At 68.3% G+C, this 13,772-nt stretch carries 20 protein-coding genes and 1 pseudogene; 16 read left to right on the top strand and 5 right to left on the bottom strand.

The genetic code is table 11. From position 1 onward, the window contains the following. The first annotated feature begins 4 nt into the window (after window positions 1–4). The 5 genes and pseudogenes from ACZ54P_RS32315 (at window position 5) to ACZ54P_RS32295 (ending at window position 3,150) form a co-directional block, all read left to right on the top strand. A pseudogene (locus ACZ54P_RS32315) lies at window positions 5–966 on the top strand (MurR/RpiR family transcriptional regulator). A 79-nt stretch (window positions 967–1,045) separates the two neighbouring features. Further along, on the top strand, window positions 1,046–1,210 hold the full coding sequence (locus tag ACZ54P_RS32310; protein ID WP_465465382.1) for a hypothetical protein: 165 nt from the start codon (window positions 1,046–1,048) through the stop codon (window positions 1,208–1,210). A 96-nt stretch (window positions 1,211–1,306) separates the two neighbouring features. Then, window positions 1,307–1,612 (top strand): hypothetical protein, encoded by a 306-nt coding sequence (locus ACZ54P_RS32305; RefSeq protein WP_465465381.1) that lies wholly within the window; start codon window positions 1,307–1,309, stop codon window positions 1,610–1,612. Beyond that, window positions 1,605–2,771, top strand: coding sequence for a VanZ family protein (locus ACZ54P_RS32300; protein WP_465465380.1), 1,167 nt, complete (start codon window positions 1,605–1,607; stop codon window positions 2,769–2,771). Before ACZ54P_RS32305 ends, ACZ54P_RS32300 begins: the two co-directional genes overlap by 8 nt. Beyond that, window positions 2,764–3,150, top strand: a complete 387-nt coding sequence (locus ACZ54P_RS32295; protein WP_465465379.1) for a hypothetical protein — start codon at window positions 2,764–2,766, stop codon at window positions 3,148–3,150. Before ACZ54P_RS32300 ends, ACZ54P_RS32295 begins: the two co-directional genes overlap by 8 nt. 61 nt (window positions 3,151–3,211) lie before the next feature. Here ACZ54P_RS32295 and ACZ54P_RS32290 read toward each other — a convergent pair whose 3' ends face one another. After that, window positions 3,212–3,970 carry a S1 family peptidase gene (locus ACZ54P_RS32290; RefSeq protein WP_465465378.1) on the bottom strand — a complete coding sequence of 253 codons (759 nt, stop codon included), beginning with the start codon at window positions 3,968–3,970 and terminating at the stop codon, window positions 3,212–3,214. On the opposite strand from ACZ54P_RS32290, the gene ACZ54P_RS32285 reads away from it, so the two are divergent. From ACZ54P_RS32285 to ACZ54P_RS32255, 7 genes are all read left to right on the top strand, one after another. Continuing rightward, window positions 3,942–4,274 carry a hypothetical protein gene (locus ACZ54P_RS32285; protein WP_465465377.1) on the top strand — a complete coding sequence of 111 codons (333 nt, stop codon included), beginning with the start codon at window positions 3,942–3,944 and terminating at the stop codon, window positions 4,272–4,274. The two genes, ACZ54P_RS32290 and ACZ54P_RS32285, sit on opposite strands and share 29 nt — an antisense overlap. A 515-nt stretch (window positions 4,275–4,789) precedes the next feature. Beyond that, window positions 4,790–5,752, top strand: a complete 963-nt coding sequence (locus tag ACZ54P_RS32280) for a YncE family protein (RefSeq protein ID WP_465465376.1) — start codon at window positions 4,790–4,792, stop codon at window positions 5,750–5,752. 223 nt (window positions 5,753–5,975) lie between these two features. Beyond that, entirely contained in the window at window positions 5,976–6,260 is a 285-nt protein-coding gene (locus ACZ54P_RS32275) for a hypothetical protein (protein ID WP_465465375.1), read from the top strand. Between the two features lie 92 nt (window positions 6,261–6,352). Then, complete coding sequence (locus ACZ54P_RS32270) at window positions 6,353–6,667, top strand: hypothetical protein (RefSeq protein WP_465465374.1); 315 nt, start codon at window positions 6,353–6,355, stop codon at window positions 6,665–6,667. Window positions 6,668–6,846: 179 nt separating this feature from the next. After that, window positions 6,847–7,164 (top strand): sigma factor-like helix-turn-helix DNA-binding protein, encoded by a 318-nt coding sequence (locus tag ACZ54P_RS32265; protein ID WP_465465373.1) that lies wholly within the window; start codon window positions 6,847–6,849, stop codon window positions 7,162–7,164. 78 nt (window positions 7,165–7,242) lie between these two features. Next, a complete protein-coding gene (locus ACZ54P_RS32260; RefSeq protein ID WP_465465372.1) occupies window positions 7,243–7,737 on the top strand; it encodes a SigE family RNA polymerase sigma factor in 495 nt (164 codons plus the stop codon). A gap of 10 nt (window positions 7,738–7,747) precedes the next feature. Continuing rightward, window positions 7,748–8,599, top strand: coding sequence for a hypothetical protein (locus ACZ54P_RS32255; RefSeq protein WP_465465371.1), 852 nt, complete (start codon window positions 7,748–7,750; stop codon window positions 8,597–8,599). Between the two features lie 90 nt (window positions 8,600–8,689). Here ACZ54P_RS32255 and ACZ54P_RS32250 read toward each other — a convergent pair whose 3' ends face one another. Both ACZ54P_RS32250 and ACZ54P_RS32245 read right to left on the bottom strand, forming a co-directional pair. Further along, complete coding sequence (locus ACZ54P_RS32250) at window positions 8,690–9,106, bottom strand: DUF6892 domain-containing protein (RefSeq protein WP_465465370.1); 417 nt, start codon at window positions 9,104–9,106, stop codon at window positions 8,690–8,692. An 81-nt stretch (window positions 9,107–9,187) separates the two neighbouring features. Next, a complete protein-coding gene (locus ACZ54P_RS32245) occupies window positions 9,188–9,427 on the bottom strand; it encodes a hypothetical protein (RefSeq protein ID WP_465465369.1) in 240 nt (79 codons plus the stop codon). Between the two features lie 123 nt (window positions 9,428–9,550). On the opposite strand from ACZ54P_RS32245, the gene ACZ54P_RS32240 reads away from it, so the two are divergent. The 3 genes from ACZ54P_RS32240 to ACZ54P_RS32230 are packed head-to-tail and all read left to right on the top strand — an operon-like array spanning window position 9,551 to window position 11,477. Beyond that, on the top strand, window positions 9,551–10,474 hold the full coding sequence (locus ACZ54P_RS32240) for a 1-phosphofructokinase family hexose kinase (protein WP_465465368.1): 924 nt from the start codon (window positions 9,551–9,553) through the stop codon (window positions 10,472–10,474). Next, window positions 10,474–11,214, top strand: a complete 741-nt coding sequence (gene surE, locus ACZ54P_RS32235) for a 5'/3'-nucleotidase SurE (protein ID WP_465465367.1) — start codon at window positions 10,474–10,476, stop codon at window positions 11,212–11,214. Before ACZ54P_RS32240 ends, surE begins: the two co-directional genes overlap by 1 nt. An 8-nt stretch (window positions 11,215–11,222) precedes the next feature. Further along, complete coding sequence (locus tag ACZ54P_RS32230; RefSeq protein WP_465465366.1) at window positions 11,223–11,477, top strand: hypothetical protein; 255 nt, start codon at window positions 11,223–11,225, stop codon at window positions 11,475–11,477. A gap of 63 nt (window positions 11,478–11,540) precedes the next feature. Here the strand turns inward: ACZ54P_RS32230 and ACZ54P_RS32225 are convergent, their stop codons facing one another. After that, a complete protein-coding gene (locus ACZ54P_RS32225) occupies window positions 11,541–11,942 on the bottom strand; it encodes a nuclear transport factor 2 family protein (protein WP_465465365.1) in 402 nt (133 codons plus the stop codon). Window positions 11,943–12,193: 251 nt separating this feature from the next. On the opposite strand from ACZ54P_RS32225, the gene ACZ54P_RS32220 reads away from it, so the two are divergent. Beyond that, window positions 12,194–13,351 carry an oxygenase MpaB family protein gene (locus ACZ54P_RS32220; protein ID WP_465465364.1) on the top strand — a complete coding sequence of 386 codons (1,158 nt, stop codon included), beginning with the start codon at window positions 12,194–12,196 and terminating at the stop codon, window positions 13,349–13,351. On the opposite strand, the gene ACZ54P_RS32215 is transcribed toward ACZ54P_RS32220, so the two are convergent. Beyond that, window positions 13,339–13,764 (bottom strand): DUF2243 domain-containing protein, encoded by a 426-nt coding sequence (locus ACZ54P_RS32215; protein ID WP_465465363.1) that lies wholly within the window; start codon window positions 13,762–13,764, stop codon window positions 13,339–13,341. The genes ACZ54P_RS32220 and ACZ54P_RS32215 overlap by 13 nt on opposite strands. Window positions 13,765–13,772 lie beyond the last annotated feature (8 nt).

The following is a 13,772-nucleotide window of genomic DNA, read 5'->3' as shown; positions in this document are numbered from 1 at the left end:
GTGCGTGGCAGAGACGGGAACCGACGACGGTTTCGAGGCATGGCTTCGGGATCGGACGCCGGAACGCGGGTTGCGCCCGAAGTCGGCCGCCGTGCTCGAAGTGCTGGTCTCCCAGCCGCGCCGGGCGTCGTTCGGCTCGACGGCCGAGCTCGCCCAGCTCGCCGGGGTCAACGTCGCCACCGTCACCCGGACCGCACAGGCGCTGGGTTTCGCCGGCTGGCCCGCGCTGCAACAGGAACTGCGGGCGCGGTACATGTCCTCGCTGAGCGCGCCGCAGGTGGCCGAGGAACACCGGGACGTCGACTCGCCGGGTTCGGCGTCGCTGCGCCGCGACCTCGACAGCCTCGCTCTGCTCAACCGCCGGTTCGACGAGGACGAGATCCGCAACGTCGCCGAGGCGGTCGCCGCCGCGCGCCGCACCGTCGTCATCGCCGATGGCAGTTACGCAGCCGTGGGGATCGCCTTCGCGCACAACGCGCGGCTCGCCGGTTACGACGTTCACGCGATCACCGCCGGCGACGCCGAACTCGCCAACGCCACGGCGAAACTCACCGCCGACGACGTGCTCATCGCGATCAGTTTCTGGCGGCTGTACGAAAGCACCGTGCTCGCCGCGAACGAAGCCAAGGCCAGGGGAGCGCGCGCCTTCGCCATCACCGACGCGGCCAGCCCCGCGCTGGCGGGCGCCGTCGAGCAGGTGCTGATGGTGCCCGCCGAGGGCGTCACCTTCTTCCCGTCCTTGACCGCCGGAATGAGCCTGGTGCAGGCCATCGTCGCGCAACTCGCCGCCGTCGATCCCGCCCGGACCAGTGAGTCCATCGAAGCGGCCGAGGCCATGTGGTCGCGATTCGATCTGCTGCACCGTCGTCCTTCGGGTAAGCGGGCCTCCGGCGACTGACCCGTCCGGGGTCGGCCGAACGGACAGCGCGGAAAAGGCCGACCGGTCGAGGTGCCTCCGCCGGATGACCGATCCGCCGCACCCGCCGGACGGCGATCCTGGTTACAGGCCGCCGAAACCAGGCGGCACGGGAATCAGGAGGCGGAAATGACGATCGTCGCGACCCTGGGCGCTTACGCCGGACTCGCCCTGCTGGCGCTGATGGCGGTGACCCCGCTGCTCGTCGAACTCGACCAGCGCTTCCCGGTCACCCGCCGGGCGAAGGCGGCCGACCGGGAGCGTCGGATGCCCGCCAAGTTCGCCTCGGCGTGACGCAGAGCACAGACATCGCTGTGGGGCTACCTCACGTGAGTGATTCCACCCCGGCCAAGTCGTAACTTTGTGTCGCGTCGTGAAACGCTGAGTGACGTGACCGTGGATTGCTGTTCCAACGCCCAACCCGCCGACGCGTTCGCCGAGTTCCGGCACAACGTCGACGAACTGACCCAGGCGTTCATCGACGCCTGCCGTCAGGGCCGTAGTCCCGGGGACGCCACGCTCGACCTGTTGCAGCGGGTCCACCGCGAAGACCGCAATTGGGTCGTCGTCCACCTGACGTTCGCCATCGCGGCGCTCGCGCATCAGCGTGCCCTCGCTTCGGCCGATGCCGTCACCCGGCCAGGTGGCGTAACGGGTGCGCCGGAGCGGGCGTTGCTAGCTTCCGCGAGTGACTGATCCGACCGTCTCCGCGGTCATCGCGGTGTTCGCGGGCTTCGTGTTCGCGGGCCTCCTGGCCGTCCCGTACATCGCGGCGAGTTACCGCCGCCGCGGCGAACTCGGGCTCTGGCGGGTCCTGCTGGCGTTCGGATTCCTGGTCTACGTCATGTCCTTGTGGACCTACACGTTGCTTCCCATCCCGCAGACGACGGCGGCGTGGTGCGCCGAACACGCGGCGAGTCACCTGCAACTGCGACCGTTCCAGTTCATCGCCGACATCCGCCGCGAACAGCTCGGGAACGGCCTGCGGGCGTTCCTGCGCAATCCCGCGCTCCAGCAGGCGGTGTTCAACGTCGCCTTGTTCGTGCCGCTGGGGATGTTCGTGCGGCACCTCTTCCGGCGGAGCTTCCCGGCCACCGTCGCGATCGGACTCGCGGTCTCGCTATTCATCGAGTGCACCCAGCTCACCGGGGTCTGGTTCCTGTTCGAGTGCCCGTACCGGCTGGCCGATGTCGACGACCTGCTGACCAACACCCTCGGCGCCGCCGTCGGCTTCGGACTCGCTCCCTTGCTGCGGCTGTTGCCGGGGAACGAGCCGTCCGCGCCGCCCGGGATCCCGCGACCGGTCACCGCCCGCCGCCGCCTGCTCGGAATGGCCGTCGACGTCGTCTCGGTCATCCTGCTCGGCACCACCATCGGGTTGGTGACGACCTTGTTGGCGGGCGAACCGAACACCGTGGTCACGGCCCTGATCAGCACGCTGCTGCCCGCGGTGCTCCTGCTGCTCGTCGTCCCTGTCGCGGGGAACGGCGCCAGCTTCGGCCAGCGGGTCGTGTTGCTGCGCCCTGCCGGACCGGACGGCGGGAAGCCGGCCGGGTGGCGGATGCTCGTGCGGTTTCTCGCCGGTTCCGGCGGCTACTTCACCTTGCTCACCCTGGCTTCGGTGGTCAACGACGGATTCGAGCCGTTGGCGAATCTGCTGTTCTTCGCCAGCGGCATCCTCGCGATTCGACCCCAAGATCACCAAGGACTGTCCGGTCTCCTCGCCGGTTTGCAGGTGGTCGACGCCCGGACGATTACCCGATCGGGTCTATCCTGCCGTTCACGCGAGTCATTCCACCTGGTAGCGGACGCGGACCGGAACACTCCCCGCCGTGGACGTGGAGTCGATGGATGACGTGGCCGACTGCCTGCTCTCGGTGGCGTGGAACATTCTCCCACTGACGGGAAAAACACCCGCTCGCGCGGGAAACCGGCCGCACGAGATCCGGTCCTTCCTCGTCGACGCCTGCCACGACGCCGGGATGCGGGCCCGCGAATGGGCGGCCGCGCACGGAGTGGGGACCCAGGAGGACCTCCGTCCCTTCCTGCGGCTCGCCGAGGTCGCGGTGGACACGAATCTGTTCCTGAGCATGGTTTCCGGCACACTGATCGCCGACGACGAGCGGATCCGCCACCGGTGGGCCGAAATCGAGACGCTGGTCGGCGAGGCGCGCGACCTTACCGGGCAGATCGAGGAATTCCTTGACAGGCACGCGGCTTTGCCCTGCCCCTGATACAGCCCCGTCGAATTCGACGGGGGCGGCCGGGGAACTCGGCCGCCCCCTGCCAGGGTGATCAGTCCTTTTCGAGGGTCAGATCGTAGCGGTCGAGCACCTCCTTGACAGGCTGGAAGAAAGTGGTGCCGCCTTCGTCGCAGTCACCGGATCCGCCCGAGGTCATCCCCTGCGCCTGCACGAGTTTCGTGCCGGAACCCGACGAAGGACGGCTGACGAACGAACCGCCGGAGTCGCCCGGTTCGGCGCAGGCGTCGGTCTGCGTGAGACCCTTGACGATGTTCCCGTTGCCGTAGTTCACCGTCTGGTCCAAGGCTTCCACCCGCCCGCACTGCCAATGGGTGGTGATCCCGGACCGGCAGATCCGGCCACCGACCCCGACGACGTCGGCGCCTTCGATCCGCACGTCCGAACCGTCCTCGTACCGATCGACGCGGGGCGGGGTCGAGACGTCCGATTGGGTCACTTCGACGGTCCCGTAGTCGTTGCCGGGGAAGGACGACCGCGCGACCTTGCCGATCGTGCCGTCGACACCGCGTACCGTGCCGCCGAGTTCGGTGCAGTGGCCCGCGGTGATCACGTAATGGTCATCGTCGTCGTAGGCGTTGAACCCGACAGAGCAAGCCCCGCCGCTGAAGTAGAGTCCCTGCCCGCCGATGACCGCCCACAGCGGCCGCGGCGCGCTCTTCACTTGTGCCACTCGGACCGGGACTCCGGCGGCCGTCGCCCAGGCCCGGCCCGCGGGGTCGCCGCCCACCACGCTCACCACGACCTCGTTCGTGGGCGCGTCGATGTACCAGCCGGCGACCGAAGCGGGCACGCCGGCGGCTCTGTTGTCCAATGTGGACTGGATCTTCTTCAGTTCCGCCAGGCTGTGCCGTAGCGGTTTCGGGATCGCGCCCCGCCGCGCGGATCCGCGCCGAGTGGCTCGCGTCGGTGGTGCCGACGACCAGCTCGCCGGTCGTCTTGTCGAGCCAGGAACCGGCGAACGCGGCGCCGAGCGAACCGCCGAGGCGCTGCTGCGTGGCGGCCAGCGCGGCCGGGCCGGCCGCTTCGCTCTGCACCGGAGTCGCCGCCGAAGCCGGGGTCGCGAACGCGGTCGCGGACGCCGCGGCGCCGAGTAGGGCGGCCATTCTGCGCAGAGGACGTCGAATCACGAAAGCCTCCAAATATTGCGGAATTCGTTGCGGGGTGTGTACTGAAGACACGCTCCTCATTCGACGTTACGACAAGGAAGTACCGGTAGAATGCCGCCATTTGAGTTGCACCGGTGGTTCCCCTTTCCGGCTCAGTGGGCTCGAGTGTTTCCGGATCTCCTCACTCTTGTGAGTGGAGCCTGCACGATTTACCGTCCCTGATTCGCCGATCGGCAATCGACAATCCGCGACGCTCGTGCGCTCATTCGGGAAACGATCGCTCGCGGGGAGGGTGGGCACGTCACCTGATGGTGATCGTGCTGAACCCATTTGTTCGAATCGGTGACGAACGTGTCTCTTTCGCCCGGCCCTCGCGGAAGCGGCCAGCCGACCCGGCCGCCGTGACAGGCCCCCTGGTGCGGTGTTCACTTCGTCAGCTAGGTTCGGGTCGTCAACTGGGGTGGCACGGCTTCGTCGTGCCTGGACAAGGAGTTTCAATCACAATGTCACGTACTTTGACGCGGCGCGCCGTGGTCGTCGGCGTCACCGCCGTACTGCTCGGCGCGTCCACCGCGGTCGCGAACGCGGCCGATCCGACCGTCTTGATCCCGACCGGCAAGTATCCCGAAGCCGTTGTGATCAGCCCGGACGGCAAGAAGGCCCTCGTCACCAGCCCGCCGGACGCGACCGTGACCGTCGTCGACACCGCGACCAACAAGGTCACGAACACCATCGCGGTCCAGCGTGGTCCCTTCGAAGTCGCGTTCACCCCGGACGGGTCCAAGGCGTACGTCGCGAACGCCTACGCGAACGCCGTCTCGGTGATCGACATGGCCTCGGAGACCATGGTCGCCTCCGTGTTCGGCGGCGACTACCCGACCTCGCTCACGGTGTCGCGTGACGGCGGCCGGGTCTACGTTGCCGGACGGGAAGCGGTCCACGTACTCGACACGGCCACGGACACCGAAGTGGCCGCGGTCAAGCTCGAAACCTCCGCCTACGCGCTCGCCACCGCGCCGGACGGCACGAGGATCTGGGCAGCGACGGAGTCCGGCGAGCTCACCGCGATCGACACCGCCACGAACACCGTGACCGACGCGGTGAAGACCGGCTCAGGCGGCGACGTGGTGCTTTCCCCGGACGGAACACGCGCCTATCAGAACGGTGGCAGCGCGCTCGTCGTCGTCGACCTGGTCGCGCACGAGGTCGTCACGCGCGTGCCGGGGCTGCAGAACGGCCACCGACTCGCCATCAGCCCGGACGGAAGCCGGGTCTATGCGGGCAGCAGGGCGAGCGACACGACGCAGGGCACGCTCGCCGAGTTCGACACGCGCACGAACACGCTGGTGCGCAAGCTGCCCGCGGGCGCCTACCCGTACGGCATCGCGGTCACCCAGGACGGCACGCACGCCTACGTGGTGCTCGCCGGGCAAGCGGCCGTCGCCTACATCGATCTGCGGAGTTGATCTCGCTGCGTCGTGAGTGGCTGGCGTGAAGTACGTGATGGCCCCCTTCCTTGCGCTAGGCGCAAGGAAGGGGGCCATCACGTACTGTCGGCCCGGCCGCTAACGGGCTCATTCCGCCGTAGGTAGCTAAAACACCCTTGGCTCTGGCCCGAATCGCCACTCACGACAACGCTCGTCACTCAGGCGTATCTGCGGGTGCTCGGCCGAACCACTCGGCTACCCGGTGTCGAAGGCTGCGGGCGGTGAGGCGTTGTTCTCCTGCGCGCGACCCGCCGCGCTCGACGCGAACTCGGTCAGCGTTTCGTGGAAGACCGAGTGCGACCTCGCCGGTGGTTCCAGCGGTGGCCCGTGGCTGCGGAACTTCGATCCCGCCACGGGAAAGGGGACCATTTTCAGGATCACGAGCCGGGGAACGATGAACAAGGATCTCGTGACCCTGGACCTGAGCGGTGCCGCGCTGAGCGAACCCGTGCGCAAGCTGTTGGAGAGCGCGGGGACCCACCTTTAGCTTGCCCCTCAGCTGTGGTTCGTTCGACCGACAGTGCGCCGCTACGCGTGCCGGTAACTTGTGGCCGACCCCGACAACACCAGAGGAGCACCATGACGACCACCCGGCGCGTTCTCACCGTTCTGGCCACCGCAGGCCTGGCCGTCTCGGTCCTCGGCGCGGGTTCCGCCTCCGCCGCGACCAAGGGCAAGATCTACATCTCCAACAACTGCGGCAAAGCGGTTCCCACCACGATCCACCGCGGCGGTTTGATGATCGCGGGTACCGGGGCCGCCCCGGCAGGCAGCTACTTCGGCTACCCCGTCGACCCCGGCACCTATCAGGTCCGCGTGCCCGCGGGGAACAAGGACGTGAAGATCCTCGACCTCGGCAGCAAGGCGCACTCGGTCATCGTCAGGGCCTGCTGACCGCCACCGAGGACACGAAGTCGCCTGCGCCCCGCCTCCCCCGGCGCCCCGGCATCTTTCGAAACGCGGTCGATTCCTTTCGCCATGACCGGGGTCTACCTGAGGGGAGACGCGGCCCGCGTCTCCCCTCAGGTACGCCGAGAAGCTAAGGCTGACCGCCGACGACCGTTCCAGCGACCATGCAGCGGACTTCCCTGGCCGGTCCGCGTGACCTGCGCCTGATCACCGACGCGTCGGTGCCGAACCCCGGAGCGGGTGAGGGTCCTGATCCGCGTGACCGCGGCAGGCGTCAACTTCGCCGACGTCTCCTGCCCGCTCGCCAACGGGCGATCCTCGTCCTGCGCGAAGTGCTGGCTTTCTCCGCGGCCGAGACCGCGGAGACCCTCGGCACCACTACGGCCGCGGCCAAAGCGGTCTGCAGCGCCGCGACCGCGACCGATGTTGACGATCCCACGCTGGTCGCGATGTCCGGCTTCCCGGAACACTGGACCTCATAAAATCACTCCCGGCCGAGCAACCCCGGCGCGCTCACCCCCGGTTGTAGGAGGTGTGAGCGAAAACCACGGGAGGCCTGGGTGAAGCGGTCCGAAGAAACGGCGTACCGGGAGTACGTCACGTCTCGGATGGAGGTGTTGCGGCGGACGGGCTATCTGCTCTGCCGCGACTGGCATCTCGCGGACGATCTGGTGTCGATCACGATCACCAAGCTCTATCGGCATTGGAAGCGGGCGAGTGGCGTCGACCATCTCGACGCGTATGTGCGCCGGATCCTGGTGCGCTCTTGGCTCGACGAGCGCGGGCGGTCGTGGCGGCGTGAGGAACTGTCGGGAGATCTGCCCGAACCGGCGGTGGAGCTGAACTCCGGGGTGCTCGACCGGGCGCAGCTGTTCGCCCTGCTCGAAGCGCTGCCGCCGGGGCGCCGGGCCGCCGTCGTACTGCGCATCTATTGCGACCTCTCGATCGAGGAGACGGCCGCGATTCTCGGCTGTTCGGCGGGAACGGTGAAGAGCCAGACCGCACGGGGCCTCGACACGTTGCGTGCGCGGCTGGCCGAAACCACCCTGAGCTGAAGGAGACGAGATGACCAAGGAACGGATCGACGAGATCATCGGCGCGACCCCGCCGTCCACTGTGGACGTCGACGCGATCGTGGCGCGGGAACGGAAGACGGCCTGGCTTCGGCCCAACCCGTGGGTGGTGACGGCCGCTGGCGTGGCCGCCGTCGCCGTCGGAGCGGCTTTCGTCCTCGCGCCCGGACCATCCGGGACGGTGAGTCCGGCGGCGGGACCTTCCTCGGCGCCGGAACTGCCGGAACCCTGCAAGATTCCCACCCTGATGGGCCCGGTGCCGACGGAGAAGCCGGCCGACGCGACGACGCGGCTCACCGGTGTGCTGACCGCCGCGGTGAACACCCGGCTCGCGGCGGGGACGACACTGGCCCCCAGCGCGGCAAACTACCCCGTGGCGGACCCCGGGCGCGGGGCGCTGGAGGTCGTCCATTCGGCGAGGCCGGTGACCAACGGTGGCGGTGGCATGTGCAGTGGGGGAGAGGACGAGTTCCTCGCGGGGGCGGCCACGGTCAGGTCGGGTAAGAAGGGGAGCGTCCAAGTGACGCTGGGACGACTGGGCGGTCGCCTGAACATGCCCGCCGACTGTGTGAATCAGGCCCCGAAGGGCATGGAACAGGTGTGTCGCCAGTCGATCGGGCCGAAGGGGGAGGTCATCGTGGCGACCACGTTGACCTCGAATGGCGGTGGGCCGTCGATCCATCGGGTCGAGGTCGCCCGCGCCGACAAGATCGGGGTGATCCTCGAGGCCTCGAACGCAGTCGACGCCAAGCGCGACCGGAAACCGGACAGTCCGGTGCCGCCCCTCGACCTGGAGCAGCTGACCGAGATCGCGCTCGACCCGGGGTTGACGCTGTACCCGTGAGCCGCCGCGATGTCCATTGTGGAAGACGGTGAGGAAGGCAGCGCGAAGCCCGCCGCCCCGGCAGGGTGCCGGGGCGGCGGGCCCGGCCGGTCAAAGCCAGTCTGCCTCGATGCCGCGGGCTCGCAGCGTCTCCAGTGCCTCGTCGTTGCCCGTGTAGAGCAGGGTCATCGACTTCAAGTTCGGGAAGTGCCGCACGTCGGCGAATTCGTCGACATCGAACAGACCGTCCTCGCCATCCCAGTTCGGCGCGATCTGGAGATAGATCTCGTTGCCACCGTCCATCTCGATCTCGGTGATCTTCTCCGCGAGCTCGACCGGGACCTCGAGCGCCTCGAAGTAGGCCAGAGCCTCAGGCACCGCCTCGACGCTGCCGCCGTCGAAGGTGACGCCCTGCGTGGCGGCGTAGTCACGCAGGTCGAACCGTGGCAGGAGGCCCTGGGTGTACATCAGCTCCTGGACCACGGCGAGCTTGAAGTTGAGGTCCGTGAACGGGATCGGCTGGCTCATGGCCGAACCATACAAGCGGTGAAGTGCTCGTTGTCACATCGGCAGTTGTTCATTCGTTTGGCGGCGACGAAGGTTCCGGGCTCAGTCCGACCAGCTGACCAAGCCGGCGTAGCCGAAGCCCTGGTGGCCGCAGCCGGTCCAGGTGACGAGGTAGCCCTGGGCGCGTTTCTGCTGGGCCAGCTGGGAACCTGCCGCGTCGCACTCGGCGAGGGTGAACCCGGTGACGGTCTGCTGGTAGTACGCGGGCACGGCCTGCGCGGGCGTGGCGACGGCGATCGACAGGGCGGTGATCGCTGTGGCGGCGAACAGTTTCTTCGGCACCGGATCAGCCAAGCACATGGTCCGTCGCCGCTCTGCGGGTAATTTCCGCGGCATTCGAGCGCTTCTCGGGGCGGAGGCACCTGACGACAGGAGTGAAATCCGGCAAAACGGGTAAACCTCGGTATGACTGAGGGTCGAGTGGCGGTGTTCGCGCCGTCTCCGCAGCTGACGGTGACGGTGGAAGAGTTGGACGGGGCGCCCGACGTCCACGTACACGCGGGCGGGCAGGGGGTATGGCAGTCGCGGATGATCCAGGCCCTGGGCGCGCGGGCGGTGTTGTGCTGCGCGCTCGGCGGGGAGACCGGGCGAGTGCTGCGGCATCTGATCGGTGTCGATGCCGAGGTCCGCGAAGTCGCGGCGCGCAACGGTGCCTACGTGCACGATCGGCGCGACGGCCGTCGTGACGAGATGGTGCGGATGCCCGCGGACGCGTTGACCCGGCACGAACTCGACGATCTGTACGAGTTGACTCTCGTCCAGGGGCTGCGCGCGGACGTCGCCATCCTCAGCGGGCCGGACGGGGACGACGTGCCGGTACCGCATTCGGTGTACGAGCGACTCGCCCGGGATCTGGGCACGCACGGCACGCCGGTCGTGGTGGACCTGTCCGGGGAACGGCTCGCCAAGGCGCTCGCGGGCGATCCGGCGGTGATCAAAGTCAGTCACGAGGAAATGGTCGAGGACGGGCTGGCCAAGTCGGATTCGCTGCCCGATCTCGCGGACGGTTGCCGTGAGCTGGCGTCGGGTGGCGCCCGCGCGGTGGTCGTGTCCCGCGCGGCCGAAGAGACGCTCGCTTACCTCGAAGGACGGCTGGTCCTGGTGGAGTCACCCGACCTGAGCCCGGTCGACACCCGCGGCGGCGGGGATTCGATGACCGCCGGGCTCGCGGTCGGCCTCGCGCAAGGCCGGTCGCTGGAGGACGCGGTGAAGCTCGGGGCCGCGGCCGGCGCGATCAATGTGACACGACACGGTCTCGGTTCGGGTAGCGACGGCGCTGTGCGGGAACTCTCCGGACGAGTACGCCTGAAACCGTGGGAGGCCTCCTGATGCGTGCCCTGATCACCAATGACGACGGTATCGATTCCCCGGGGCTGGCCGCGCTGGCCCGGGGAGCCGTGGACCACGGCTGGACCGTGGTGGTCGCCGCGCCCGCGGCGGAGGCCAGCGGAACCAGCGCGGGCCTGACCGGTGCCGGGGAAGAGGGGCGGGTCACGGTCGAACGGCGGGAACTGTCCGGCCTCCCCGACGTCCCGGCGTTCGCCGTCGCCGCGCATCCCGGGCTGATCGCCTTGGCCGCCGCGCAGGGAACGTTCGGCGAGCCACCGGAGATCGTGCTGTCCGGGGTGAACCACGGGGCGAACGTCGGGCGCGCGATCCTGCACTCCGGCACGGTCGGCGCGGCGCTGACCGCCTCGATCAACGGCGCCAGGGCCCTCGCGGTGTCCCTCGACGTGGGATTGGAACCCGGGCCGCGACCCCACTGGGACACCGCCGTCGCCGTCGCAGCGACCTTGTTCGACAGGCTCGCCGCACTGCCGCCCGGCACGGTCCTGAACCTCAACGTGCCCGATCGTGCCGAGGCGGGGCCGCCGAAACGCACCGGGCTGGCCGAATTCGGTGCGGTGCGCAGTCACGTCCAGAACGGCGAGGACAGCGCGTTCACCGTCACCGCCCTCACGATCGAGGGCGAGTTGTCACCGGACAGCGACGCCCGTCTGCTGAGTGAGGGCCACGCGACGGTGACCGCGCTGAAGTCGGTCACCGAAGACCCCGACCTGGTCTGGTGATCACCAGCATGCCTTCTGACGACCGGGAAAACGTGTCCGCCGCGGCGCTCGCCGAGCTGAACCCGGAGCAGCGAAAGGCGCGGCTGGGCTTGGCGCTGCTGCCTCTGGTGCAGAAACACCAGCCCATCCTGGCCGTGCACGTCACGAAGAAACTCCTGGAACTGGCCGACGACGAGGTGCTCGCCTTGCTCGAGAACGACGCGCGCCTCGAACGGAAGATCGAGGAAGCGACGACCGAACTCGCGCACCGGCGGGTGGAGTGAGAATGCCGCCTGCTGTCGATACTGCGGCTAGCCGCCACCAGTTGTCACAACGCTCGTGCTGGGTCAGGGGGCGGCCAACGGAAGGTCCATGATGCCGGTGGCTTGCGACCAGGCACAACGCCAGGTGCCGCTGGCATGGGTGTAGACGTCGGTGTGCCAGGCCTCGTGCCGCGGGATGTCCGCGCCGTCGACGGTGAGTTCGATGACGCACCGGTAGCGGAGGACGACGACGTCGGTGCCGACGATGGCGTCCACGTCGCCGGTCAGCCCCAGTTCCCGGTAGGCGACCCGCCCGGTGGTGAGGAGATCCAGGTATTCGGTTTTCGTCCACACGGTGCCGGTCGGGTTGCACAACCGGTACTCCGCGGCGTGTAAGCGGTCGTAGGTGCCGCGGTCCACGTCGAGGAGACAGCGGATCCGCTCCTGCTCGGCCTTGATCACTTGGCCGGCCACATCGTCGGTCATACCCGCTCCTGTTCACTCGTCGGTCTGTGCCGGTGCCGAGCCCTTGAGCATGGCCGTCGGCCACACGGCATCGGGGGACCAGGAGTACATCACGGCTCGCTGCTCGCACCTGCGGCCTTGAACCGCCCTTGTCCGCGAGGGGCCGTTCCCGCGCGATGTCACGGACAGCGATCACGGCCGCCATCAGATCGAGTTCGGACTTTCCCCGGACGGCGCTAGCGGGGCATTTCGGCGTGGATCAAGCTGAGCCGATGTCGGAAATGCTCGTACCGCCGGGGTTGTCGGCTCTGGAAGCACTGAAGTACCAGGGCGATCCGCTCGCCGACGCCGTCGTCGCCGAGGTGGTGACCGGTGAGCGAACGGGTGCGGTGAACGAGGTGCTGGCGCATTTCCGGGACAACGATCAACCCATTCCGGAGGAGCTGCCGGAATCGGTGCGCCGGTATCTGATCGAGACCGACACCCCGCCGGCGTGGGCGGATCTCGAGCGAGTCGCGGGCGCGTACGAATTTTTCGTCGACGACGGTATGCACGTCGCTTCGGTGCTGTCCTTCGGGGCGATGGTGAACTGTTATGCCCAACCGCGGCCCTCCCGCGTCCTGTCGCTGACCCACCGGCTCAATCAGCCACATCGACGGCTGTCGGAGACCTCCCAGTTCGTGCTGAACCTCATGGGCCGCGACCCGTTCGGGTCCGGTGGCAGCTTCGTGCCCACGATCCAGAAGACCAGGCTGATCCACGCGGCCGTCCGGCATTTCATCACTCGGTCCGGTGAATGGGACGTCGAGGCGGACGGCGTCCCGCTGTGCCAGCAGGACATGCTGGGCGCACTGCTGATCTTCTCGGTACAGGTCATCGACGGGATGCGCCGGATGGGAATCACGGTGTCCGACCGGGAAGCCGAGGACTACTACTACGTCTGGCGGGTGACGGGCGCGATGCTCGGTATTCCCGCCGAAGCGATGCCGGAAACCCTGAGGGAGGCCCAAGAACTCAACGCCGGACTCGTCGAGGCAAGTTACGGCCCCTCCGCCGAAGGCATCGAACTGACCCGTAATCTCCTGCGCCTGTACGAAAACATGGTGCCCGGCACCGCGTTCGACGGCGTGGTCGCCGCGATGGTGCGCCAAGTCGTCACCGAAGACGTCGCCGACTGGCTCGAAGTGCCACGCTCACGTGGCTGGGGTCGCGCCGTCGACGCGGGCGCGCGCGCCATGCGACTCCTGGAACGGGCGGAGGACCACAGCCGGATGGCCACGGCGGTGCTCGACAAGGCGGGCAATCTCCTGCTCGGCGGCAGCGTCCGCACCCTCACCGACGGACAATCCACCGCGCTGACCATCCCCGCCGACCTCCGGGAAAAGTGGCTTGCCGCAGGGGTTTGCCCCGTCGCACCTCAGCGGACTTGACGGGCCGAGAGGGTTCCGACGGCGATGAGCACGGCGCCCAGTAGCAGGAAACCGAGATCGTAAGCGAGCTGATGGGGGCCTGGGCGGACGTGGTGAACACCGAGGATCAGGTGGTCGACCGTGCCCTCGACGAGATTAAACACACCCCAGCCCGCGAGCGCCCCGCCCCAGAGGACCCGAGCGGGCAAACGATCTCCCCGGTTCAGCAGGACGACGCCGGAGAGTACGAAGATCAGGCACAGCAGGTGGAACAGGCCGTCGCCGACCATGTTCAGGTGCAGGTCTTCGGGGTTGTCCGGGGGGAACCAGCTCGACAGCAGGTGATGCCAGCCGAGGATCTGGTGCGCCACGATGCCATCGACGAAACCGCCGAAACCCAAGCCAAGGAGTAAGGAAGACGCGGGGAGCCTCATGCGGACAG

The sequence above is a fragment of the Amycolatopsis sp. NPDC034160 genome (genome assembly GCF_055575355.1).
Note: the sequence above shows the minus strand (reverse complement) of the source record. Positions and strands in the feature narration are given on the sequence as shown.

What these genes read in the sequence shown, in the direction of transcription:
- ACZ54P_RS32285 (WP_465465377.1), top strand. Translation starts at nt 3,942, where the DNA reads ATGTACCAGCCGGCGACCGAAGCGGGCACGCCGGCGGCTCTGTTGTCC.
- ACZ54P_RS32255 (WP_465465371.1), top strand. Translation starts at nt 7,748, where the DNA reads ATGACCAAGGAACGGATCGACGAGATCATCGGCGCGACCCCGCCGTCC.
- ACZ54P_RS32265 (WP_465465373.1), top strand. Translation starts at nt 6,847, where the DNA reads ATGCAGCGGACTTCCCTGGCCGGTCCGCGTGACCTGCGCCTGATCACC.
- ACZ54P_RS32215 (WP_465465363.1), bottom strand. Translation starts at nt 13,764, where the DNA reads ATGAGGCTCCCCGCGTCTTCCTTACTCCTTGGCTTGGGTTTCGGCGGT.
- ACZ54P_RS32250 (WP_465465370.1), bottom strand. Translation starts at nt 9,106, where the DNA reads ATGAGCCAGCCGATCCCGTTCACGGACCTCAACTTCAAGCTCGCCGTG.
- ACZ54P_RS32240 (WP_465465368.1), top strand. Translation starts at nt 9,551, where the DNA reads ATGACTGAGGGTCGAGTGGCGGTGTTCGCGCCGTCTCCGCAGCTGACG.
- ACZ54P_RS32270 (WP_465465374.1), top strand. Translation starts at nt 6,353, where the DNA reads ATGACGACCACCCGGCGCGTTCTCACCGTTCTGGCCACCGCAGGCCTG.
- ACZ54P_RS32225 (WP_465465365.1), bottom strand. Translation starts at nt 11,942, where the DNA reads ATGACCGACGATGTGGCCGGCCAAGTGATCAAGGCCGAGCAGGAGCGG.
- ACZ54P_RS32230 (WP_465465366.1), top strand. Translation starts at nt 11,223, where the DNA reads ATGCCTTCTGACGACCGGGAAAACGTGTCCGCCGCGGCGCTCGCCGAG.
- ACZ54P_RS32295 (WP_465465379.1), top strand. Translation starts at nt 2,764, where the DNA reads ATGGATGACGTGGCCGACTGCCTGCTCTCGGTGGCGTGGAACATTCTC.
- ACZ54P_RS32220 (WP_465465364.1), top strand. Translation starts at nt 12,194, where the DNA reads ATGTCGGAAATGCTCGTACCGCCGGGGTTGTCGGCTCTGGAAGCACTG.
- ACZ54P_RS32280 (WP_465465376.1), top strand. Translation starts at nt 4,790, where the DNA reads ATGTCACGTACTTTGACGCGGCGCGCCGTGGTCGTCGGCGTCACCGCC.
- surE (WP_465465367.1), top strand. Translation starts at nt 10,474, where the DNA reads ATGCGTGCCCTGATCACCAATGACGACGGTATCGATTCCCCGGGGCTG.
- ACZ54P_RS32310 (WP_465465382.1), top strand. Translation starts at nt 1,046, where the DNA reads ATGACGATCGTCGCGACCCTGGGCGCTTACGCCGGACTCGCCCTGCTG.